General features: G+C 69.4%; 19 protein-coding genes. 13 read left to right on the forward strand and 6 right to left on the reverse strand.

Translation table 11 applies throughout. The features are described from left to right. Positions 1 to 28: 28 nt before the first annotated feature. Genes ACZ5Z2_RS06995 through ACZ5Z2_RS07010 form a run of 4 tightly spaced genes read right to left on the reverse strand, consistent with a single transcriptional unit; the run spans position 29 to position 1,911 of the window. Complete coding sequence (locus ACZ5Z2_RS06995) at positions 29 to 256, reverse strand: RNA-binding S4 domain-containing protein (RefSeq protein ID WP_464761230.1); 228 nt, start codon at positions 254 to 256, stop codon at positions 29 to 31. Beyond that, a complete protein-coding gene (locus tag ACZ5Z2_RS07000) occupies positions 253 to 678 on the reverse strand; it encodes a barstar family protein (RefSeq protein WP_464761231.1) in 426 nt (141 codons plus the stop codon). Before ACZ5Z2_RS07000 ends, ACZ5Z2_RS06995 begins: the two co-directional genes overlap by 4 nt. Continuing rightward, on the reverse strand, positions 675 to 1,088 hold the full coding sequence (locus tag ACZ5Z2_RS07005) for a guanyl-specific ribonuclease (RefSeq protein ID WP_464761232.1): 414 nt from the start codon (positions 1,086 to 1,088) through the stop codon (positions 675 to 677). Before ACZ5Z2_RS07005 ends, ACZ5Z2_RS07000 begins: the two co-directional genes overlap by 4 nt. A gap of 31 nt (positions 1,089 to 1,119) precedes the next feature. Continuing rightward, positions 1,120 to 1,911, reverse strand: coding sequence for a phosphatase PAP2 family protein (locus ACZ5Z2_RS07010; RefSeq protein WP_464761233.1), 792 nt, complete (start codon positions 1,909 to 1,911; stop codon positions 1,120 to 1,122). Between the two features lie 127 nt (positions 1,912 to 2,038). On the opposite strand from ACZ5Z2_RS07010, the gene ACZ5Z2_RS07015 reads away from it, so the two are divergent. From ACZ5Z2_RS07015 to ACZ5Z2_RS07025, 3 genes are all read left to right on the forward strand, one after another. Continuing rightward, positions 2,039 to 3,697 carry a serine hydrolase gene (locus ACZ5Z2_RS07015; RefSeq protein WP_464761234.1) on the forward strand — a complete coding sequence of 553 codons (1,659 nt, stop codon included), beginning with the start codon at positions 2,039 to 2,041 and terminating at the stop codon, positions 3,695 to 3,697. A gap of 137 nt (positions 3,698 to 3,834) precedes the next feature. Further along, positions 3,835 to 5,481, forward strand: coding sequence for an alpha/beta hydrolase (locus tag ACZ5Z2_RS07020; RefSeq protein WP_464761235.1), 1,647 nt, complete (start codon positions 3,835 to 3,837; stop codon positions 5,479 to 5,481). Between the two features lie 215 nt (positions 5,482 to 5,696). Beyond that, positions 5,697 to 6,158, forward strand: coding sequence for a DUF3761 domain-containing protein (locus ACZ5Z2_RS07025; RefSeq protein ID WP_464761236.1), 462 nt, complete (start codon positions 5,697 to 5,699; stop codon positions 6,156 to 6,158). 436 nt (positions 6,159 to 6,594) lie between these two features. Here the strand turns inward: ACZ5Z2_RS07025 and ACZ5Z2_RS07030 are convergent, their stop codons facing one another. Next, on the reverse strand, positions 6,595 to 9,036 hold the full coding sequence (locus ACZ5Z2_RS07030; protein ID WP_464761237.1) for a DUF3772 domain-containing protein: 2,442 nt from the start codon (positions 9,034 to 9,036) through the stop codon (positions 6,595 to 6,597). A 164-nt stretch (positions 9,037 to 9,200) separates the two neighbouring features. Between ACZ5Z2_RS07030 and ACZ5Z2_RS07035 the strand changes: the two genes are divergently transcribed. The 3 genes from ACZ5Z2_RS07035 (at position 9,201) to ACZ5Z2_RS07045 (ending at position 12,248) form a co-directional block, all read left to right on the forward strand. Continuing rightward, complete coding sequence (locus tag ACZ5Z2_RS07035) at positions 9,201 to 9,872, forward strand: hypothetical protein (protein WP_464761238.1); 672 nt, start codon at positions 9,201 to 9,203, stop codon at positions 9,870 to 9,872. Further along, positions 9,869 to 10,210 carry a transcriptional regulator gene (locus tag ACZ5Z2_RS07040; protein WP_464761239.1) on the forward strand — a complete coding sequence of 114 codons (342 nt, stop codon included), beginning with the start codon at positions 9,869 to 9,871 and terminating at the stop codon, positions 10,208 to 10,210. The genes ACZ5Z2_RS07035 and ACZ5Z2_RS07040 overlap by 4 nt, the downstream gene beginning before the upstream one ends. Before the next feature lie 193 nt (positions 10,211 to 10,403). Next, entirely contained in the window at positions 10,404 to 12,248 is a 1,845-nt protein-coding gene (locus ACZ5Z2_RS07045; RefSeq protein ID WP_464761240.1) for an ABC transporter ATP-binding protein, read from the forward strand. A gap of 273 nt (positions 12,249 to 12,521) precedes the next feature. On the opposite strand, the gene ald is transcribed toward ACZ5Z2_RS07045, so the two are convergent. Further along, a complete protein-coding gene (ald, locus tag ACZ5Z2_RS07050) occupies positions 12,522 to 13,640 on the reverse strand; it encodes an alanine dehydrogenase (RefSeq protein WP_464761241.1) in 1,119 nt (372 codons plus the stop codon). Positions 13,641 to 13,801: 161 nt separating this feature from the next. Here ald and ACZ5Z2_RS07055 point away from each other — a divergent pair, with 161 nt between their 5' ends. From ACZ5Z2_RS07055 to ACZ5Z2_RS07085, 7 genes are all read left to right on the forward strand, one after another. Next, positions 13,802 to 14,275: an Lrp/AsnC family transcriptional regulator gene (locus tag ACZ5Z2_RS07055; protein WP_464761242.1), complete on the forward strand. Its 474-nt coding sequence runs from the start codon at positions 13,802 to 13,804 to the stop codon at positions 14,273 to 14,275. Positions 14,276 to 14,323: 48 nt separating this feature from the next. Next, a complete protein-coding gene (locus ACZ5Z2_RS07060; protein WP_464761243.1) occupies positions 14,324 to 14,749 on the forward strand; it encodes a MerR family transcriptional regulator in 426 nt (141 codons plus the stop codon). Beyond that, positions 14,746 to 17,430, forward strand: coding sequence for a heavy metal translocating P-type ATPase (locus ACZ5Z2_RS07065; RefSeq protein ID WP_464761244.1), 2,685 nt, complete (start codon positions 14,746 to 14,748; stop codon positions 17,428 to 17,430). The genes ACZ5Z2_RS07060 and ACZ5Z2_RS07065 overlap by 4 nt, the downstream gene beginning before the upstream one ends. A gap of 100 nt (positions 17,431 to 17,530) precedes the next feature. Next, positions 17,531 to 17,662 carry a hypothetical protein gene (locus tag ACZ5Z2_RS07070; protein WP_464761245.1) on the forward strand — a complete coding sequence of 44 codons (132 nt, stop codon included), beginning with the start codon at positions 17,531 to 17,533 and terminating at the stop codon, positions 17,660 to 17,662. A gap of 148 nt (positions 17,663 to 17,810) precedes the next feature. Further along, the gene (folC, locus tag ACZ5Z2_RS07075; RefSeq protein WP_464761246.1) at positions 17,811 to 19,103 is read left to right on the forward strand and encodes a bifunctional tetrahydrofolate synthase/dihydrofolate synthase; all 1,293 of its coding nucleotides are present in this window, start codon (positions 17,811 to 17,813) and stop codon (positions 19,101 to 19,103) included. A 76-nt stretch (positions 19,104 to 19,179) separates the two neighbouring features. Further along, the gene (locus tag ACZ5Z2_RS07080) at positions 19,180 to 20,286 is read left to right on the forward strand and encodes an SPOR domain-containing protein (RefSeq protein ID WP_464761247.1); all 1,107 of its coding nucleotides are present in this window, start codon (positions 19,180 to 19,182) and stop codon (positions 20,284 to 20,286) included. Between the two features lie 19 nt (positions 20,287 to 20,305). Continuing rightward, complete coding sequence (locus ACZ5Z2_RS07085; protein ID WP_464761248.1) at positions 20,306 to 20,992, forward strand: CvpA family protein; 687 nt, start codon at positions 20,306 to 20,308, stop codon at positions 20,990 to 20,992. The last annotated feature ends 12 nt before the right edge of the window (positions 20,993 to 21,004 follow it).

Raw genomic sequence — 21,004 nt, forward strand, 5'->3', positions numbered from 1 at the left:
TTCGTGACGGCCGGATGACGCTCGCCGCTCAGGCCAGGCCCACCACGCGGATCTCCACGCCGTCCACGCGTACCACCTGGCCCGCGTGGATCTTGCAGGTCTTGCGCAGCTCCTGCGCGCCGTCCACCGTCACCGCACCGCTGGCGACCAGGTGCTTGCCGGCGCCGCCGCTGTCGCACAGGCCCACCAGTTTCAGCAGGTTGTCGAGCTTGACGAAGTCGCGGTCGAGCTCGAAGCGCAGGGTTTGCGTGTTCATGCGTGGTGGTTGTCCGGCAGGGCGAGGAAGGCGAAGAACGGGCGATCAGCGTCCTGCGCGAAGGTGGCGGCGTCGTCGAGGATGCCCAGCAGCACCTCGAAATCCTGGTCGGCGCCGTGGTGCAGATCGCCGGTGTGCTCGAACAGCAGCACGTGGCCGTGGGCGGGCGAGCGGTCGAGGTCGCGCAGGCAGTCGGCCAGCGCGTCCCAGTTGTGGCCGAAGTCGGCGGGCAGCGACAGCGAGGCGGCGAGGCGCTGCAGCAGTTCGGCCTTGCGGTTGCAGCCGGCGAGGTCGGTGCGGCTCACGGCCAGTTCCGCGCGCACGGCGGCGGCGGCCAGCCGCGCGAGGTCGGCGTCGCCCACGAAATACACGCCGTTCTGGCTGGGGCGGGTGAGGTCGGGATCGAGCGGGTGCGCGTTCATCGTGGCGCGGCGAACTGGCGGAAGCTGCGGTAGTGGTCGTCCGTGTAGTAGTACACCGCGGGCGGTGTGCCGCCGGTGATGATGCGCCGCGTGCCGCGCGTGCGCGCGCCGGGCGTGTCCAACGTGTACTCGTGGTAGTAGCCGCGCGGCTGCTCCGGCAGCAGATGCTCGTAGTTGCCGAACACCACGCCGTCCTGGCGATGCGGGAACGGGCCGCCGCTGGCGATCAGCGCCAGCGTGTCGCGCGCCTCGGGCGGCAGGAAGGAGGGCAGGGTGCTGCCGTTGCCGGCGTTCGACGATGCGGCAGGCGTGGAGGCCGGTGCGGCCAGATCCGGCGTGTGCGCCTGCCGCTGGAGGAACAGCGCGATCACGACGATCGCAAGCACGAGTAGCGGCTTCCAGGAACGCATGTACAGAACCGGTGGCGGGCGGCAGGCGAGTTTAGGACAACCGGCGCGGCTGGGCGCCCCGCCGTTGCATCCATTCCGCCGTTGCGATGCCCAGCACCAGCCAGAACGTACCCAGCGCATAGCCGGCCAGCACATCGCTGAGGTAGTGTGCCTGCAGCACCACGCGGCTGACGCCCACGATGGCGATCAGCGTCACGGCGGCGGCGACGATGGCGCGATGGCGACGTGGCTGGAGCCGGCGCAACAGCAGGTAGGCCAGCATGCCGAAGAACACCATGCTCATCGTGGCGTGGCCGCTGGGGAAGCTGTAGCTGGTTTCGGCGAGGAAGGCGTGGCCGTCGAACGGTCGCACGCGCTTCACGAGGCCCTTCGCCGCTTCACCGCAGGCCGCGGCGCCGCCCAGTGCGACGCACCACGGTACGAACAACCGCCAACGGCGCTTCAGCGCCAGCAGCAAGGCAATTGCCGCGCCAACGGCCGCCAGCAGCGCGGGTGTGCCGGCGTTGGTGACGAGGGCGACCACGGCCAGCACGTCGGGCGAGAGTCGCGCGCGCAAGGCCTGCGCCAGTGCAACGTCGAAGCCGACCAGCGCGGTATGCGCCCACACCGCCCAGGACAGCACGACGAACAGCGCGCCGGACAGCATCAGCAACAGCACGGCGGTGCGCGGTTGCGGCGAGAGGTAGTCGTTCTTGCCGGTGGCGGCCAGCTTGCGGCGGCGCGCGAGGCGCCAGAGCAGGTCGCCGGCGAACAGTGCCAAGATCAGGGCGGCGGCCCATAGCGCCATGGCATGCCAGCCGATCCAGTGGGGCAGGGATTCCATTGAAATTCGTTACCGTCCGCATCCGATGAAGCGGTGAAGCGTGCCGGAAGGCCGGCGTGACTTCCAGCGCTGGCCTTGCCCTGGCTTTGTCGCGATAGTGGGCCGGTTCATGCCACCGGAGTCTGCGATGTCCCAGCGTCCCCTTTCCCTGCGCCTGGCGGTCTGCGCCGCGCTGCTTGCCTTCGCCACCGCGTCGTCGGCGCAGGCCGCGCCCGAGCAGGTGGCGTCCGCGTCGTCGCCCGCGCTCGCCGGCGCGCAGGATGCCTTGCCCGCGCAGCTGCAGGATTTCGATGCCTACATGGCCGACATCCTCAAGACCTTCAAGGTGCCCGGCATCGCGGTGGCCATCGTCAAGGACGGCAAGGTGGTGCTGGCCAGGGGCTACGGCGTGCGCGAGCTGGGCAAGCCGGACAAGGTGGACGCGGACACGCTGTTCGCGATCGCCTCCAACACCAAGGCGTTCACCGCCGCGGCGCTGCAGATGCTGGCCGACGAGGGCAAGCTGGACATGGACGGCCGGGTGATCGACTACCTGCCGGGGTTCCGCATGTCCGATCCCTACGTGACGCGCGAGATGCGCGTGCGCGACCTGCTGGCGCACCGCAGCGGCCTCAGCCTCGGCGCGGGCGACCTGCTGTACTGGCCGCCGACCAGCTACACCACCGCGGACGTGGTGAAGCGCCTCGCCGACGTGCCGATCAAGAACAGCTTCCGCGGCCACTACGCCTACGACAACATCCTGTTCGCGGTGGCCACGGAAGTGATCGAGAAAGTCTCCGGCCAGCGCTATGCGGATTTCATCCGCCAGCACATCTTCAAGCCGGTGGGCATGGACGAGTCGCTGATCGACTGCAGTTACCTGAAGCCCGGCATGGACGCGGCCACCGGCCACGCGCCGTACAACTTCAAGGACGTGAAGCCGGTGCCGCCGATGGCCTGGCTCAACGACCCCGGCGCGGGCGGCATCTACGCCAGCGTCAACGACCTCGCCAAGTGGATGAACGTGCAGCTCGCGGGCGGCAAGCTGCCCGACGGCAAGCAGTTGTTCTCCGAGAAGAGCCATCGCGAGATGTGGTCGATGCTCACGCCGATTCCGATCGGCAAGCCGCCGCTGCCGGAAATGGCGCAGCTCGTGCCGCAGTTCTCCGGCTATGGCGAAGGCTGGTTCCTGTCCGACTACATGGGCAACAAGCTGGTGTGGCACACCGGCGGCTGGCCTGGCTTCGTTTCGCGCCTCACCCTGGTGCCGGGACAGAACCTCGGCGTGGTGGTGCTCACCAACCAGCAGTCCGGCGCCGCGTTCAACGCGGTCACCTACCGCGTGCTCGATGCGTACCTGAACGCCGCGCACAAGACCGACTGGGCGGCGGTGTACGACAAACTGGTGAAGAAGTCCGAAGCGGACGCCGACACCAGCTGGGCCAGGCACGAGGCGGCGCGCGACAAGAACAGCAAGCCTTCGCTGCCGTTGTCCGGCTACGCCGGCACCTACCGCGACCCGTGGTACGGCGACATCCTGGTCAACGACGAAGGCGGCAAGCTGCGCCTGCGCTTCAGCAAGACCAGGCAGCTGGTGGGCACGATGACGCCGTGGCAGCACGACACCTTCATCGTGCGCTGGGACGACCGCTCGCTGGATGCCGACGCCTTCGTCAACTTCGCGCTGGACGACGACGGCCATGTGCGCGAGATGCGCATGCAGCCGGTCTCGCCGCTCACCGACTTCAGCTTCGATTTCCAGGATCTGCGGCCGGTGCCGGTGAAGGCTGGAGACAAGAAGAACTGATTGGCGCCCGTCATTCCGGCGAAAGCCGGAATCCAGTGACTGTGCGGCCTGAACAGGCGTAACCGCCACTGGATCCCGGCCTGCGCCGGGATGACGGTACTGCCTGTCGTTGCATTCACCACCAAGGGGAAGCACATATGCGCCACTGTCATCTTCTCTCTGCTTTGCTCGGCAGCGGCCTGCTGCTCTCCACCACCGTCTTTGCGCGCGACACCGCGCCGACCGCGCCGGTTCGGAGTTTCTTCCACGTGCAACTGGGCAGCGCGGAAACGCAGCCGGCGTCGGGCCGCCTGCTGCTGTTCGCCATCGCCGCGAAGGACGCCGAGGTCGCGGCGAAGGAACACGGCGGCGACGGCAAGGTGGATGAAGTGGACACCAGCCCGTTCTTCCCCACCCAGACCGCCGTGGCCGCGCGCGAGGTGAGCCGGCTGGCGCCGGGCCAGGCGGTGGACGTCGATGCTGACGAAATCGCCTTCCCGCAGGCCTGGTCGCGGTTGCCGGCAGGCGACTACTACGTGCAGGCCGTGCTCGACGTGCACCACGACTACAACTACCACGGCCGCGACGGCGGCGACCTGGTGAGCAAGGTGGTGAAGCTGCACCTGCCGATGGCGGCCACGCCCGACCTGACGCTCACGGACACGCTGCCGGAGCGCAAGGCGTGGGACATCCCGAAGCGCTACATGAGCGAGACTTCGCTCAAGCACTTCGACGAGGCGCGCCAGCACACGCAGGCCATCGACTTCGTCAGCCCCGTGCTGAGCGCGTTCTGGGGCCGGCCGATCCACATGCGCGGCTGGGTGATGCTGCCGCCGGGCTACGACCCCAAGGCCGCCGTGACCTATCCCACGGTGTACTACACGCACGGCTACGGCGGCGACGCGGACACGCTGGCCGGCAGCGCCGCGATGGTCTACGGTGCCACGGCGGAAAAGCAGATGCCGCCGATGATCTGGGTGTTCCTCGACCAGTCCAGCCCCACCGGCACCACCGAGTTCGCCGACTCGGTGAACAACGGCCCGTGGGGCGTGGCGCTCACCACCGAGCTGATCCCGCAACTGGAAAAGACCTACCGCATGGACGCCAGGCCCAGCGGGCGCTTCCTGCAGGGGCATTCCTCCGGCGGCTGGGCCACGCTGTGGCTGCAGACGCGCTACCCGAAGGTCTTCGGCGGCACCTGGTCCACCTCGCCCGACCCCAGCGACTTCCACGACTTCACCGGCGTGGATCTGTATGCGCCGCACGCCAACGTCTACCGCAGGGCCGACGGCACGGCGTACCCGCTGGTGCGCGACCACGGCAAGGTGCTGGCCACCTTCCAGCAGTTCGCCCAGCTGGAGCGCGTGATGGGGCCGTACGGCGGCCAGATGGCCTCGTTCGAGTGGGTGTTCTCGCCCAAGGGCAAGGACGGCCGGCCAGAACCGATGTTCGACCGCGCCACCGGCGACGTGAACCCGGCCGTGGTGGACTACTGGCGCGACCACTACGACATCGCCTACCGCCTGCAGCGCCACTGGCAGGAGCTCGCGCCCGACCTCGACGGCAGGATCCACCTCTACGTGGGCACCGCCGACACGTTCTATCTCGATGGCGCCGCGCACCGGCTCAAGGCGGTGTTGGACGGCCTGCACGCCAAGTCCGACATCCGCTTCATCCCCGACCGCACCCACTTCGACCTGTACCGCGTCGGCGACGACCGCCAGGGCCTGCTGAAGGAGATCAGTTGGCAGATGTATGCCGTGGCTCGGCCGCATTCCACGCTGAAGCCGCCCTCGCAACACTGACGATGAATGGGGTGTTCGGCCTGCATTGCGCGGCCGGGGATTTGCGGCATAGTGGCGCCACCGGTGCGGAGTTTCCCGCGCACGGGCGCCACGATGCGTGCATGCGGCTCCGCCTTGCGGGGCGCGGGCATGCAAGGGGCGAGCGGCACGGCGACCTGGGCGAGGGCAGGGCCGTCCGCCAACGAGACCACCATCGCGCAAGAGGGAGTTTGATGATGAAAGCGTCCATCGTGTTCGCCCTGGCGTTCGGTTGCCTGCTGGCCGTGCCGGCGGTGCAGGCGCAGTCCGCCGCACCCGCCGCCGCGCCCGCCGGCTCCACCGGCCTGTGCAAGGACGGCAGCTACACCAGCACCGCCACCAAGCGCGGCGCCTGCAAGGGCCACAAGGGTGTGAAGGAGTGGTATGCCGCCGCTGGCGCGTCGTCGAAGACGGCGGCTGCGCCTGCCGCCGCCGCACCCGCGGCGCCGGCCAAGAAGTCGATGTCGTGGACCAAGCCGGCCGCCACCGCGGCGCCGGGCGGCGGCCCAGGCATGGTGTGGGTCAACGACAGCAGCAAGGTCTACCACTGCCAGGGCGACAAGTGGTACGGCAAGACCAAGCACGGCGAGTACATGAGCGAGGCCGACGCCAAGGCCAAGGGCTTCCACGGCGAGCACGGCAAGGCCTGCGCGCCGTAACCACGGGCACCGCACCCGCCGAAGAAAAGCGAAGGCCGGCGCAAGCCGGCCTTCGCTTGTCGGTCGTTCGGTCTCGGCGCGTGCCCACTACTGTCCGGAATAATTTTGAACATTCGTGGCCGCGGTCTTTCTCGTCATTCCGGCGCAGGCCGGACAAGCGCGAAGCGCGCAGAACGCCCGCAGGGCGGCCCCGAAGGGGCGAGCGAAGCGAGTCATCCAGTGGCCGTGCGGCCTGAGCGAACATGGTCGCTACTGGATCCCGGCCTTCGCCGGGATGACAGTCTGGATAGGTGGTCGTTATCGGAAATGAAGTCGCCTTCTCGCAATGCTTCGTGCAAGCGGCGCGGGCCTTCATCCTTCGACACCGTCCCCAGATTATTCTGGACAGCAGTGGGCGCGTGCCTGAAACCCAAGGCGACGTCGCCGAGGCGACGCGTCACGAACCCTGGGCTGGCACGGCCGGGCTGTCCTCGCCCAGCGGGCCTAGGTTGCGCACCACCATGCTGGTCGGCGTGGACAGCGGCAGGTTGGCCGCGCGCAGGCGGGCGAGGACGTCGAACAGGATGTCGCTTTTCACCGCGCCCACGTCGCGCGGGCTGCGCACGTAGGAGGTGATGCTGAAGGTCATCGAGCTGGCGTTGATGTTGTCCAGCCGCACCACCGGCGCCGGCGTGTCCAGCGTGGCCGGGTGTGCCTGCAGCGCCTCCAGCATCAGTTGGCGCGCCTGGTCGGCGTCGGTGTCCAGCGGCATCGGCAGCAGGATGCGCACGCGGCCCTGCGCGCTGCCGTGGGTCACGTTGCGCACGTTCTGGGTGATCAGCTGCGAGTTCGGCACGATCACGGTGGAGCGATCCCACAGCTGGATCTCGGTGGCGCGCACGTTGATGCGGCGGATGTCGCCCTCCACGTCGCTGGACAGGCTCACCCAGTCGCCCACCTTCACCGGCCGCTCCACCAGCAGGATCAGGCCGGAGATGAAGTTCTGCACCACCGCCTGCAGGCCGAAGCCGATGCCCACCGACAGCGCGCTGGCGATCCACGTGATGCTTTGCAGGCTCACGTTCATCGCGGCCAGGGACAGGGTGAACACGACCACGCCGCCCAGGTAGCCGAGCAGGGTGACCACCGAGTCGCGCATGCCCGCGTCCATCGGCGTGGTGGGCAGCAGGCGATCCCGCAGCCAGTTCTTCAGCGCGCGCAGGGCAAGCAGGCCCAGCACGAACACGGCGATGGCGCGAAGGATGATGCCGGGGCTGATGGGCAACTGGCCCAGGCTGTGCCCGGCGAACAACTGCGACGTGCGCTGCGCCAGTTCCCCCGGGCCGGCGTCGAACGGCGCCAGCACCATCGACAGCGCGGCCAGCGCCAGCAGCACGCGGCTGACGCCGGTGAGCACGGCGGTGGCCTGCTCCAGCGTCTCGGAGGAAATGTCGAAGCCGGCCTGCAGGTGCTGGCCGCTGCGGCCCTGCGGGGACAGCAGCGCCTCGAACAGGTCGCGCACCAGTTGCATCAGCAGGTAGAGGCTGGCGACCACCAGGCCGGCCCACAGCATCTGCGTCGCCACGAAGAAGCCCAGCGCGATGAAGCCGGTGAACACCGCGAGCCAGCACACCACCACGCCCAGCGTGGCGGCGAAGCTCAGCAGGCCGACCCACAACGGCTGGCGCGGGCGGGCATCGCCCTGCGCGTCGGCCTCGCGCCGCGCGCGGCGCAGGCGCAGCAGCAGCGCGCCGACCAGGCCGCTGACCAGCAGGGCCAGCAAGGCGTGCAGCAGCACCGTGGCCGGCAGGCTGGCGCCGATGCTGCGGCCGATGCGTTCGCTGACTCCTGTGAGTAGGGCGGCGCCGCCCAGCAACCACGGGAAGCGTTGCAATCGCTGCGCCGCGATGTTCGACAGCGGCAGCAGCCGCCAGGACGCGCGCTGTGCCGACAGCAGCGCACTGCCCAGTCCGGCGATCAGCGCGGAGAAGGCCGCGGCGTGCGTCGCCGACGCGGCCAGGGCGTCGAGGCCGGCGTCCAGCGTGTCGTTCCAGTCGATGCCCAGGTGCGCCAGCTTCGCGGCCAGGCCGATCACCAGCATGGTGGAGAGCGCCGCCACTGTCGCCGTCGCGCTGCGGCGCAGGTGGCCGTCCGGCAACCTGTGTGCGGCGATGGTCTGCCACAGGCGCTGCAATCCCTGCCGTCCGCCCACCAGCAGCAGCGCGGCGGCGAACAAGCACAGCAGCAGCGGCGTGCGGTTGGGCGCCTGCCACGCGTCGCTCCAGCCTTCGGCCCAATCGGCGGCGAAGCGGCGCAGGCGCGCCATGTCGTTGGGCAGCGTTCGCGCCTGATCGGCCCAGAACGCGTGGCCCAGCGGCGTGCTGGTGCGCTCCGCCAGCCGCGCCTGGAACTGGTCGCTGCGCAGGCCGCTGATCTGCGTCACTACCTGCATGGCATCGAGGTTGAGCGACTTCGCCTGCACGATCTGCGCGTTTAGGGCGGCCTGCGCCTTGTCCAGTTGCCGGCGCTGCGCGGCCACTTCCGGCGCCTCCGGCGGCACGCCCTTGGCGGGCGCCGGGCCCAGCACGGTGATCTGCGCCTGCAGGGCGGTCATTTGCGGCGCGAGGCCGGCGGCCAACTGGTTCGCCTGATCCTGCACCTGCATCGCGCTGATGCGCAGGTCGGCCAGCGGAGGCGTGCCGGCTTTCCCGGCCTGCGCGTTCTTCAGCGCGGCCTTCACCGTGTCGAGCTGGTCGCCCAACTGCTGCAGGGCCTGCGCCGGAGTGGTCGTGGCGGCGCCGGTGTCCGCGTCGGCGCGCGCCCAGGCGGGAGCGGCAACGAGGGCCAGGGCCAGCAGGATGGCCGTAAGCGCCGGCAGGCGACGGATCGAGGTAAGCATCCCGGCATGATCCGGGCCGCGTCGCAGGGGGTCAACCGGCGGAACCGTGCGGGTGGCGCTGGCGTTCAGGGCAATGCCCGACTGGCAGGGCGACCTTTCATGGTTGACACAGATAAGTTTGCGGTGCAAACCTATTTGCACTTTGATGAACATGGAGTCGCGCCTTGCCGAACGGGATGCAGTGCGAACTGGGCGAGCTGGAATCCCTGACCCGCGAGTACGCGCGCTATTCGCGCAGCGCGGGCGGATTGGCATCGGTGCTGGGCGGCGCGTGCTGCCTGCTCGCGTACCTGCTCGGCGGGCTGCTGCCGACGACGCCGGGTTTGCGTGTCGCGCTCGCGGCGCTGCCGCTGGCGTGGCTGCTGGCCAAGCAGGGCATGGCACGTGGCTATTACCAGCGCTTCGGCCGCGTGGAGGAGCAGGAGGGTATGGCCGAACGCCGCATCCATCGCTGGTGCATCGCTATGGCCTTGCTGGTGGCCGTGGCGCTGACGGCCTCCGCGCTGTCGCACGGGCTGCGTCTGCCGCCGGCCACGCTCGGGTATCTCGCCCTGGTCTGGCTGCTGGTGCTGGCCGGGTGGCGCTGGCTGCGCAGCCCGCTGGATTTCGTGGTGGGCGCGTTCCTGTTCTGCCAGGCGGCGGTGTCCTGCGCGGGTTTCGCGTATCCGGTGATGGGCACGGCCGCGGCAGGCGCGAATCCGCCGATGGCGCTGCTGGCCCTGTTGTTTCCGCTGGCGGCGTTGCTGCTGATCGCGCGCGGCGTGGCCGATCATCGCCGCTTCCGGCCATTGCGCGAACGGCTGCTGCAGCTTCGCGGCAAGGCGGGCAAGGCATGAACGCGCCGTCGCGCATCGGCGCGGTGATGGCGCTGGATCGGCTGGTGCACGAGCCGGCGCGGCTGCTGATACTCGCCGTGCTGGTCAATGCGAAGGAAGTGGAGTTCGGTTTCCTCGAACAGGTCAGCGGGCTCAGCAAGGGCAACCTTTCCAGCCACATGGGCAAGCTGGAGGCGGGCGGCCTGATCGAGGTGAAGAAGAGTTTCCGCGGCAAGCGCCCGCTCACCGAGCTGCGCATCACCGCCGCCGGCCGCAAGGCGCTGGCCGACTACCGGCAGAGCCTCGCGATGGTGGTGCAGGAACTGCCCGCACCCAACGTCCCGGCGAAGCGGAAGTAGGGCGCCCGCCGCCCGTTTTCTATCCATCAACCAGAGGGAGCCAGCCCATGCCGGGTGCCATCGCCGCCATCTTCATCGTCGCTTTCGTCGTCGCGTATGCCACGTACAGGAGGCGGACGAAGAAATAAATCCGCTCTTGCGAACCGGCGGGCATGCACCCACGCTAGGCACATCCCTGCACGGCGTGTACCTCATGATCTTCCGCTGGTTCGAATCCCTGATCGACGCGTTCAAGGAGCCGGTCGACGGCATGCCGCCGAAGCGGGTGTCGCGCTTCTACGCGTTCTACCTGCGCCAGGCGTGGCCGGTGTTCGCGGCGGTGATCGTAGTCGGGTTCCTGGTGGCGATCATCGAGGTGGCGCTGTTCGGCTTCATCGGCCGCATCGTGGACATGACGAAGGGGCTGCCCGCCGCCGATTTCTTCCAGCGGCACGGGCGCGAGCTGCTCGGCATGGCGCTGGTGGCATTGGTGGCCCGGCCGGTGTTCAACAGCCTGCACGACCTGCTGGTGAACCAGGCGATCGTGCCCAGCCTCACCAACCGCATCCGCTGGCAGAACCATCGCTACGTGATCCGCCAGAGCCTGGCTTTCTTCCAGAACGACTACGCCGGGCGCATCGCCAACCGCATCATGCAGACCGGCAGCGCGTTGCGCGAGTCGGCGGTGCAGATCGTGGACGCGATCTGGTACGTGGTGATCTACACAGGCAGCGCCATCGCGCTGTTCGCGCATGCCGACGTGTGGCTGGCCCTGCCGCTGGCGGTCTGGGTGTTCGGTTACGTCGGGCTGTTGTGGTTCTTCATCCCGCGCATCAAGCAGTGCTCGTGGAAGGCGTCGGAGGCGCGCTCGAAGATGATGGGGCGCATCGTGGACGGCTACAGCAACGTGCTCACGCTGAAGCTGTTCGCGCACACCCGGCGCGAAGAGGCCTACGTGGCCGAGGCGATGGGCGAGCAGACTGACAAGCTGCGCCGGATGACCCGCGTGACCACGGCGATGGATGCCAGCATCACCACGCTCAACGGCTTCCTGATCGCCGGCACCACCGGGCTGGCGCTCTGGCTGTGGAGCCAGGGGCACGTCACGGTGGGCGCGATCGCGCTGTCCACCGGCCTGGTCATCCGCATAAACAACATGTCCGGCTGGATCATGTGGGTGGTCAACGGCATCTTCGAGAACGTGGGCACGGTGCAGGACGGCATCACCACCATCGCGCAGCCGCGCGCGGTGCAGGATCGCGAAGGTGCGATGCCGCTGGAAGTGACCAACGGCGCCGTGCATTTCCACGACATCCACTTCCACTACGGCAAACAGGGCGGCGTGATTTCCGGCCTCGACCTCGCCGTGCGCGCGGGCGAGAAGATCGGCCTGGTCGGGCCCAGCGGCGCGGGCAAGTCCACGCTGGTGAACGTGCTGCTGCGGCTGTACGACCTCGAAGGCGGCCGCATCACCATCGACGGCCAGGACGTGGCGCAGGTGACGCAGGAAAGCCTGCGCTCGCAGATCGGCGTGGTGACGCAGGACACCTCGCTGCTGCACCGCTCGATCCGCGACAACATCCTCTACGGCCGGCCCGATGCCAGTGAGGCGCAGATCGCCGAGGCCGTGCGCAAGGCGCGTGCCGACGAGTTCATCCCCACGCTGCTGGACGGCGAAGGCCGCACCGGTTACGAGGCGCTGGTGGGCGAGCGTGGCGTGAAACTCAGCGGCGGCCAGCGCCAGCGCATCGCGATCGCCCGCGTGCTGCTGAAGGACGCGCCCATCCTGGTGCTGGACGAAGCCACCAGCGCGCTGGATTCCGAGGCCGAGGCGGCGATCCAGGAAAGCCTCGACATCCTGATGCAGGGCAAGACGGTGATCGCCATCGCGCACCGCCTGTCCACCATCGCGCGCATGGATCGGCTGGTGGTGCTGGACAAGGGCCGCATCGTGGAAACCGGCACGCATGCGGAGCTGGTGGCGCGCGATGGTCTGTATGCGCGGCTGTGGAAGCGGCAGACGGGCGGCTTCGTGGCGATGGAGGACGAGTCGGCCTGAAACAAAAAGGCCAGACGCTCGCGCGCCTGGCCTAGCTTGGCTGCTTGATTACTTGCCGAGACGTTGCCGAGTGAATCCCTCTCCCTCCTTGAGTGGGTGCCGACCTGCAGGCGCTGGAGCGCCTGCGGAACGGCGAAGCCGGCCCCAAAGGGGTGAGCGCCAGGGATGGCGCGAATCCAGGCGGGTGAGGGTGCGTGCGGAGCGAAACGCTGCGGTATCACCGAACCCTCACCCCAACCCCTCTCCCGGAGGGAGAGGGGCTTCTCGCAGGTCTTACATCCCGATCGCGGTCTCGGCCTTCACGTACGGCAGGCCGTGCGCCTCGGCCACCGGCTCGCAGGTGAGCTTGCCTTCGCAGACGTTGAGGCCGTTGCGCAGGTGCGCGTCCTGCGCCAGCGCCTTCTTCCAGCCGTTGTTCGCCAGCGACAGCGCGAACGGCAGGGTGACGTTGTTGAGCGCGAAGGTGGAAGTGCGCGCCACGGCGCCCGGCATGTTGGCCACGCAGTAGTGCACCACGCCGTCGACCACGTAGGTCGGCTCGGCATGGGTGGTGGCGTGCGAGGTTTCCACGCAACCGCCCTGGTCGATGGCGACGTCCACGATCACCGAGCCCGGCTTCATCGTCTTCAGCATGTCGCGGGTGACCAGCTTCGGCGCGGCGGCGCCCGGGATCAGCACGGTGCCGATCAGCAGGTCGGCGCGGCGCACCAGTTCCTCGATCGCGGCGCGGGTGGAGAACACGGTGGAGATCGCGGTGCCGAACTGCGCGGCAAGGCGCTTCAGCGCGTCGGCCGAGCGGTCGACCACGGTGACCTTGGCGCCCATGCCCACGGCGATGGTCGCCGCGTGGGTACCGGACACGCCGCCGCCCAGGATCACCACTTCCGCCGCCGGCACGCCGGGCACGCCGCCCAGCAGCACGCCGCGGCCGCCCTGCGCCTTCTCCAGCGAGTGCGCACCCACCTGCGGGGCGAGCCGGCCGGCCACTTCGGACATCGGCGTCAGCAGCGGCAGCGTGCCGTTCGCGGCGGTCACCGTTTCATAGGCGACGCAGATCGCGCCGGAATCGATCAGATCCTTGGTCTGCTCCAGGTCGGGGGCCAGATGCAGGTAGGTGAACAGGATCTGGCCCTTGCGGAGCTTCTTGCGCTCCACCGCCAGCGGCTCCTTCACCTTCACGATCATGTCGGCTTCGGCAAAGATCGGGTCGGGGCCGTTCGCGATGCTGGCGCCCGCCGCGACGTAGTCGGCGTCGCTGATGCCCGCGCCCAGGCCGGCGCCGGTTTCCACCACCACCTGGTGGCCGTGATGCACCAGTTCCTGCACGGAGGAGGGGATGAGGCCCACGCGGTATTCGTGGTTCTTGATTTCTTTCGGCACACCGATGCGCATGGCGATGACTCTCTGAGTGGAGTGGAAGGCGGATCGGCGCGTTGCCTGCCGATGCGGCGGCAGTATGACGACTGCGTTGCGCAATTACTCGCCAATTTCGGTGGTATAACGGCCTTCATGTAGAATTTATCACGTGTAAAACATGCTGAGATTGAAATTCCATGCAGCACCCTGATCCGGCCCTCGACGACCGCGACCGCGCCATCCTCAAACTGCTGCAGCAGGACGGCCGCCTGACCAATCTGGAGCTGGCCCAGCAGATCAATCTTTCGCCTTCGGCCTGCCTGCGCCGGGTGAAGCTGCTGGAGGAGCGCGGCCTGATCTCGCGCTACGTGATGCTGCTGGACGAAAAGGCCGTGGGCCTGCCCGGCACCGCCTTCGTGCTGGTGACGCTGGATCAGCAGGGCCGCACCGCGCTCGACGCGTTCGAGGCGGCGATCCAGCGCCATCCGGAAGTCACCGAATGCTGCCTGCTGGCCGGCGCGGCGGACTACATGGTGCGCGTGGCCTATGCCGACTCCGCTGACTTCGAGCGCATCCACACCGACATCCTCACCCAGCTCCCCGGCGTGGTGCGCGTGCAGTCCACACTGGCCCTGCGCACGGTGAAGCGGACGACGGAGTTGCCGGTATAGATATCGACGCTTGACTCTGGATCTTGATCCAGGCTCTAGACTTGGTGCATGAACGCACAAGCTGCCCATCTCACCATCGGTGCCGTCGCCCGGCGCGCCGGCGTGGCCATCGACACCATTCGCTACTACGAGCGCGAAGGCTTGTTGCCCGAACCGCTGCGGCGCGCTTCTGGCTATCGCAGTTACGACGAAAGCGCCGTCGCGCAACTGCGCTTCATCCGCCGCGCCAAGGACATGGGCTTCATGCTGGAGGAAATCCGCGAGCTGCTGGCGCTGTCGGCGGATCGCCAGCGTGGCGTGAAGGCGGTGAAGAAGCGCGCCGAGCAGCGGCTGGCGGCGATCGAGCAGCGCATCGCTGAACTGCAGCGCGTGCGCGACGGACTGGCGCAACTGGTGTCCTCGTGTCCCGGCCACGGCAAGCCGGAGGAGTGTCCGATCCTGCGTGCCCTGGGCGACACGGAGGCGGACGCATGAGCCGGCAGGGCGGTTGCTGCGCGTCGACAGGCAACGCGAGCGTCGCGGCGCGCGATCCGGTGTGCGGGATGGCGGTCGATCCGGCCACCTCGCGACATCGCAGCATGCATGCGGGCAGCGAGGTGCATTTCTGCTGCGCCGGCTGCAAGGCGAAGTTCGATGCCGATCCCGAGCGGTACCACGATGGCCGGCAGGGTGCGGCTGGTGGATGTTGCGCCACGCCTGCCATGCCGCCCGTGTTGCATATCCAGGCATCGGCAGCGTGCGGTCATCACGAGCACGGCCACATCGCCATGCCGTCATCCCGGCGCAGGCCGGGATCCAGCGCCTTGGGTTCATGGCTTTCAGAGCCACTGGATCCCGGCTTTCGCCGGGATGACGGGCAGGTGGACGCGGAATCAGGCCTGGCGAAAGACCCGGTCTGCGGCATGGCCGTGGATCCGCAAGCCACCGCGCATCACGCCACGCACGATGGCCACGACTACCACTTCTGCGCCGCGCGCTGCCGCGAGAAGTTCGTGGCCGATCCCGCGGCGTATCTCGGCGAACGCAAGTCCGCGCCGCCCGCACCGGCTGGCGCCATCTACACCTGCCCGATGCACCCGGAAGTGCGGCAGGCCGGCCCCGGTGACTGCCCGAAGTGCGGCATGGCGCTGGAGCCGATGATGCCCACGCTGGACGAGGACGGCGGCGACGAGCTGCGTGTGATGGCGCGCCGTTTCTGGGTGCTGTTTGCGCTCACTCTCCCGGTGTTCCTGCTGGCGATGGGGCCGCACCTGTTCGGTTGGCATCCGCCCGCGCCGGCAGGCTGGATCGAGGCGCTGCTTTCCACCGGCGTGGTGCTGTGGGGCGGCGCGCCGTTCTTCGCGCGCGGCTGGCGCTCGCTCAGGCCGTGGTCGCCCAACATGTACACGCTGATCGCGCTGGGCACCGGCGTGGCGTGGGCGTACAGCGCGGTGGCCTTTCTCGCGCCGGGGCTTTTTCCCGAGGGCTTCCGCGACATGCACGGCCGTGTGGCCGTGTATTTCGAATCGGCGGCGGTGATCGTCGCCCTGGTGACGCTGGGCGATTTCCTGGAATTGCGCGCGCGCCGCCGCACCGGTTCGGCGCTCAAGGCGCTGCTCGGGCTGGCGCCGAAGACGGCGCGGCGCCTTGCCGCCGACGGCAGCGAGTCCGACGTGCCGCTGGACGAGGTGCGCGTGGGCGACACGCTGCGCGTGCGTCCCGGCGAGAAGGTGCCGGTGGACGGCGAGGTGATCGAGGGCGGCAGCCATGTCGACGAATCCATGCTCACCGGCGAGCCCATGCCGGTGGCGAAGGGCAAGGGCGACATGCTTGCCGGCGGCACCTTGAACCGCGACGGTGCGCTGCTGATGCGCGCGAACAAGGTGGGCAGCGAAACCCTGCTGGCGCAGATCGTGGGCCTCGTCGCGCAGGCGCAGCGCAGCAAGGCGCCGTTGCAGCGGATGGCCGACAGGGTGGCTGCGTGGTTCGTGCCCACGGTGGTGGCGGCGGCCATGCTGGCCTTCGTTGCATGGGCGGCATTCGGGCCGTCGCCGCAACTCGCGCATGCGCTGATCGCGGCGGTGTCGGTGCTGATCATCGCCTGCCCCTGCGCGCTGGGCCTGGCCACGCCGATCTCCATCATGGTGGCCAGTGGGCGCGGCGCGCAGCATGGCGTGCTGTTCAAGGACGCCGGCGCCATCGAGGCGCTGCAGGGCATCGACACCCTGGCGGTGGACAAGACCGGTACGCTCACCGAAGGCCGGCCCGCGCTCGCCGAGCTGGTGGTGCTGGACGGCCAGCCGCGCGAACGGCTGCTGGCCTTGGCCGCCGCGCTGGAGCGACCCAGCGAGCACCCGCTGGCGCATGCCGTCGTGGCCGCCGCCGATGCCGAACAGGTGGCGTTGCTCGACGCAACCGGATTCCGTGCACTTGCCGGTCGCGGCGTGGTCGCCACGGTGGATGGCGCCGGCGTGGCGCTGGGCAACGCGAAGCTGCTGGAGGAGCTCGGCATCGCGCTCGATGCGCAAGCGAGCCGTCGCGCGGATGCGCTGCGCGGGCAGGGCGCCACGGTGATGCACCTTGCCGTGAATGGCACGCCGGCCGCGCTGCTCGCGGTGGCCGACCGCATCAAGCCCGAGGCGCCGCAGATCGTGGCGGCGCTCAAGGCGACGGGCGTACGAGTCGTCATGCTCACCGGCGACAACGCCACCACCGCGCGAGCCGTGGCGCGTGAGCTGGGCATCGCCGAAGTGCATGCCGAGGTGTCGCCGGCCGACAAGGCCACGGCGGTGGATGCCTTGCGCGCGCAGGGCCGCAGGGTGGCGATGGCCGGCGACGGCGTCAACGACGCGCCCGCGCTAGCCGCCGCCGACGTGGGCATCGCGATGGGCAATGGCAGTGACGTGGCGATGGAAAGCGCGCAGGTGACCCTGGTGAAGGGCGACCTGGCCGCGATCCTGCGCGCCCGCGCGCTGTCGCGCGCCACGGTGCGCAACATCCGCCAGAACCTGTTCTTCGCCTTCGTCTACAACGGCATCGGCGTGCCGCTGGCGGCGGGCGCGCTGTATCCCGCGTTCGGCATCGTGCTGTCGCCGATGGTCGCGGCGCTGGCGATGAGCCTTAGCTCGGTCTCGGTGGTGAGCAATGCGTTGCGGCTGCGCCGCACGGCGTTGTGACGGCTGTCACTGGCGATGATTGACGGGCGACCCTGCCGGGCCGCGGGCCGGCAGGGGAGTATTTCTCCCGCACCCAATCACGGGTCGAAGGAGATGCCGCATGAACACCATTGCCCGGATTCGCATCGCCATGGATCGCCTTGCGCCGCTGCTGCTGGCGCTGTCTTCCAGCGCGCTGATCGCATCCGTCCTCGTCTGGTCGCTGCGCGGACTCATCCACCCGCTGGGTTGATGAAGGCGCCTGGGGATCTGTCCGGCTTCTTCAATGGCTTTGCCCTTGCGCCTCCACGCGCCTTGCCGGCCGAAAGGACGGTTCCATGATGCGGAGCTGCCGGACAGCCCCTAAGCTTCGCGCACTCTCTCAATGCGCGAAGCCGAGCATGTCCCGCACCCTCGCCGAATGGCTGGCCTACCAGGAACACGTCCATCCGCGCAGCATCGAACTGGGCCTGGAGCGCGTGCGCGGCGTATGGCGGCGGATGGGTGCGCCCTCGCCGGCGCGCAAGGTGATCACCGTGGGCGGTACCAACGGCAAGGGTTCCACCGTGGCCCTGCTGGAGGCGATGGCGCAGGGCGCGGGCTTGCGTACGGGAGCGTTCACCTCGCCGCACCTGCTCGCCTACAACGAGCGCGTGCGCATCGATGGCGTGGACGCGGACGATGCGGCGCTGGTCGCCAGCTTCGAGCGCATCGAGGCGGCGCGGGGCGACACGCCCCTGACCTATTTCGAGTACGGCACGCTGGCGGCGCTGGATCTCTTCGCGCGCGCGCAGCTCGACGTGGCGATCCTCGAAGTCGGCCTCGGTGGCCGGCTGGATGCAGTGAACATCGTCGACGCCGACGTGGCCGTGGTCACCACGGTGGATCTCGACCACATGGACTGGCTGGGCCCGGATCGCGACAGCATCGGCCGCGAGAAGGCGGGCATCGCGCGCGCCGGGCGGCCCGTCGTCGTGGGCGAATCCGATCCGCCGCAAGGCTTGCTCGATGCGCTGGCTTCGATCGGGGCGCGCGTGGAACGCGCGGGCGTGGACTTCGTCGCGGAACGTCGCGCGGACGGCTGGCGCTGGCGGCATCGCGACGGTACCGCGATGGAACTGCCGCTGCCCGCGCTGGCCGCGCCGGTGCAGATCGCCAACGCGTCCGCCGCCATCGCGGCGCTGCATGCGTTGTGGACGGCCGGCGATCTGCTGGCGCCGCAACAGGCCTATGCCGCGATCTGCCACGGCCTGCGCCATGCGCGCGTGGCGGCGCGCCTGCAGTTGCTGGGTGGCGATCCGCCGCTGATCGTGGACGTGGGCCACAACCCGCAGGCCGCGCGTGCGCTGGCGGCGTGGCTGGATGCGCAACCGCCCGCCCGTACCCATGCGGTGTACGGCGCGCTGTCGGACAAGGACGTGGCCGGGGTGATCGCCGCGCTGGGCGCGCGCATCCATCACTGGCACCTCGCCGGGCTGGATGGCGCCACCTCGCGCGGGCTGGCGGCCGGCGTGCTGGCGGATGTGCTGCAACAGACCCTGCCAGGCGCGGATTTCGACCGGCACGCCGACGTGGCCGCGGCATTGGCTGCGGCATTGGCTGCGGCGCGCGCCGCCGCCGGGCCGGGCGAACGCATCCTCGCGTTCGGCTCGTTCTTCGTGGCTGCGGCGGTGGTGGCTGAACACGAACGGTGAGTTTCGGGCGGGAGTCGCGGCCGGGCAGGTATAATCGCCGGATTGCGGGCCGCGCCGGCCGCCTCGGAGCGAACTCTTGAAAACACGTCTGCTGGGGGCCTTCGTACTGGTAGCCCTGCTCGTCATCTTCGTGCCGATGTTTTTCTCCAGCAATCCGCCGCCGTCCGCCACGGCCGGCGACCAGTCGGTTAGCCTGGCGATTCCGGCTGCGCAGGACAGCAGCCTGCAGACCCGCACCATGAGCCTCACGCCGGGTGCGCCGGCGGCCTCCGGCTCGGCCGCGGCGCCCGCGCCCGCGCCCGCCGCCAGCGCGACGGCAGCACCGGCGCAGACGGCGCCGGCTGGCAGCCAATTGGCCACGGTCAACATCCCTTCCAGCCGTCCCGCCGACGTGGGCACGGACGCGGCTGCGTCCAAGACGCCGGCGAGCGCGCCGACGATGGGCTCCGGCGCTTCGCCGTCGCAGCCGGTGATCCCGCTGCGAGGCAGCGCCGCCGCCACGCCCGCGCCCGCGCCCGCACCCGCGGTCGCCAAGGCGCCGGTGAAGACGGCTACGACGCCGGTTGTGGCAGCAGTTCCTCCCAACGCGTCGCCTGCCGCTCCGGCATCGGTGGCGGCGGGAGATCATGCGTTGTACGTGCTCAACCTCAGCGCCTATGCCAACGCCAGCAGCGTGGATCGGCTGGTGCGGCGCGTGCGCGGCTTCGGCTATCCGGTGCTCACCCGTGTCGTCACGCAGGCGGGCAAGCAACTCACCCTGGTGACCGCTGGCCCGTTCGATTCGCGCACCAGCGCCGAGGCGGCGAGGCTGAAGATCACCCAGTCGATTCCCGGCGTGCCGGCGAAGCTGGAGGCCGGGTTGGGCCATACCGGTTCCAGCGTGTCGACGATGCCGATGGGGCATGCCTCAGCCTCCGCGCAGCCGGCCGCGACAACCACTGCTCGTGCCGGCGGCTATGCCGTGCAGGTGGCGGCGATGGGCAATCAGGCCGAGGCGGATGCCTTGCGCGACAAGCTGCGCGCCAACGGCTTCGACGGCTTCGTGGATACGGTGGACGTGGGCGGCAAGCGCTTGTGGCGCGTGCGCGCCGGCCCGCAGACGCAGCGCGCCGACGCCGAGCGCGTGCGCGACCAGGTCAAGGCCAAGCTGGGCCTTGCCGGCAACGTGGTCGGCGTGCCCTGATCGATCCGACGGCCCGGCCATGAACTGGATCGACTACACGATACTCGGCGTGCTGGGCCTGTCGGTGCTGATCGGCCTGTGGCGCGGCCTCGTGTCCGAGGTGCTGGCGCTGGCGATCTGGGTTGCCGCGTTCTGGGTGGCATGGCTGCTCGGGCCGACGCTGTCCGCGCGGCTGACGGTGATCACCATGCCTGCGCTGCGCGTGGCCGCGGGCTATGCGCTGTGCTTCGTGCTGGTGCTGGTGCTGGGCGCCGTGCTGCGCCATATCGTGCACCGGCTGCTGGTGAACACCGGCCTGTCGGGCACGGATCGCCTGCTCGGCATGGTGTTCGGTTTCGCGCGCGGCGCGCTGCTGGTGTGCGTGCTGGTGTTCCTGTGCCAGTTCACCAGTTTCGCGCGCGATCCGTTGTGGCGGCAGTCGATGTTGCTGCCGCCGTTCCAGCAGGCCACGATCTGGCTGGGCCAGCAGGTGCCGCCCGGCGTGCGCGAGCACCTGGATCCCGCCGCGGCGAAGGATGCGCTGCGCGAACACCTGAACCCGGCCGCGGTGTCCAGCGTCGTGCGCGCGCAACTGGACTCGCCGGCCGTCACGAACGCGCTGCACGCGCGGCTGGATCCTTCGGCGCTTTCCGATGCGCTGCGCAAGCAGCTTCCGGGCGGCTCGCCAGCACCGGCCACCACCGCTCCCTCTTCGAATCATCCTTAGCAGGCCATCCAT

Source organism: Rhodanobacter sp. G1, from assembly GCF_055397855.1.

What these genes read in the sequence shown, in the direction of transcription:
- ACZ5Z2_RS06995 (WP_464761230.1), bottom strand. Translation starts at nt 256, where the DNA reads ATGAACACGCAAACCCTGCGCTTCGAGCTCGACCGCGACTTCGTCAAG.
- ACZ5Z2_RS07000 (WP_464761231.1), bottom strand. Translation starts at nt 678, where the DNA reads ATGAACGCGCACCCGCTCGATCCCGACCTCACCCGCCCCAGCCAGAAC.
- ACZ5Z2_RS07005 (WP_464761232.1), bottom strand. Translation starts at nt 1,088, where the DNA reads ATGCGTTCCTGGAAGCCGCTACTCGTGCTTGCGATCGTCGTGATCGCG.
- ACZ5Z2_RS07010 (WP_464761233.1), bottom strand. Translation starts at nt 1,911, where the DNA reads ATGGAATCCCTGCCCCACTGGATCGGCTGGCATGCCATGGCGCTATGG.
- ACZ5Z2_RS07015 (WP_464761234.1), top strand. Translation starts at nt 2,039, where the DNA reads ATGTCCCAGCGTCCCCTTTCCCTGCGCCTGGCGGTCTGCGCCGCGCTG.
- ACZ5Z2_RS07020 (WP_464761235.1), top strand. Translation starts at nt 3,835, where the DNA reads ATGCGCCACTGTCATCTTCTCTCTGCTTTGCTCGGCAGCGGCCTGCTG.
- ACZ5Z2_RS07025 (WP_464761236.1), top strand. Translation starts at nt 5,697, where the DNA reads ATGAAAGCGTCCATCGTGTTCGCCCTGGCGTTCGGTTGCCTGCTGGCC.
- ACZ5Z2_RS07030 (WP_464761237.1), bottom strand. Translation starts at nt 9,036, where the DNA reads ATGCTTACCTCGATCCGTCGCCTGCCGGCGCTTACGGCCATCCTGCTG.
- ACZ5Z2_RS07040 (WP_464761239.1), top strand. Translation starts at nt 9,869, where the DNA reads ATGAACGCGCCGTCGCGCATCGGCGCGGTGATGGCGCTGGATCGGCTG.
- ACZ5Z2_RS07045 (WP_464761240.1), top strand. Translation starts at nt 10,404, where the DNA reads ATGATCTTCCGCTGGTTCGAATCCCTGATCGACGCGTTCAAGGAGCCG.
- ald (WP_464761241.1), bottom strand. Translation starts at nt 13,640, where the DNA reads ATGCGCATCGGTGTGCCGAAAGAAATCAAGAACCACGAATACCGCGTG.
- ACZ5Z2_RS07055 (WP_464761242.1), top strand. Translation starts at nt 13,802, where the DNA reads ATGCAGCACCCTGATCCGGCCCTCGACGACCGCGACCGCGCCATCCTC.
- ACZ5Z2_RS07060 (WP_464761243.1), top strand. Translation starts at nt 14,324, where the DNA reads ATGAACGCACAAGCTGCCCATCTCACCATCGGTGCCGTCGCCCGGCGC.
- ACZ5Z2_RS07065 (WP_464761244.1), top strand. Translation starts at nt 14,746, where the DNA reads ATGAGCCGGCAGGGCGGTTGCTGCGCGTCGACAGGCAACGCGAGCGTC.
- ACZ5Z2_RS07070 (WP_464761245.1), top strand. Translation starts at nt 17,531, where the DNA reads ATGAACACCATTGCCCGGATTCGCATCGCCATGGATCGCCTTGCGCCG.
- folC (WP_464761246.1), top strand. Translation starts at nt 17,811, where the DNA reads ATGTCCCGCACCCTCGCCGAATGGCTGGCCTACCAGGAACACGTCCAT.
- ACZ5Z2_RS07085 (WP_464761248.1), top strand. Translation starts at nt 20,306, where the DNA reads ATGAACTGGATCGACTACACGATACTCGGCGTGCTGGGCCTGTCGGTG.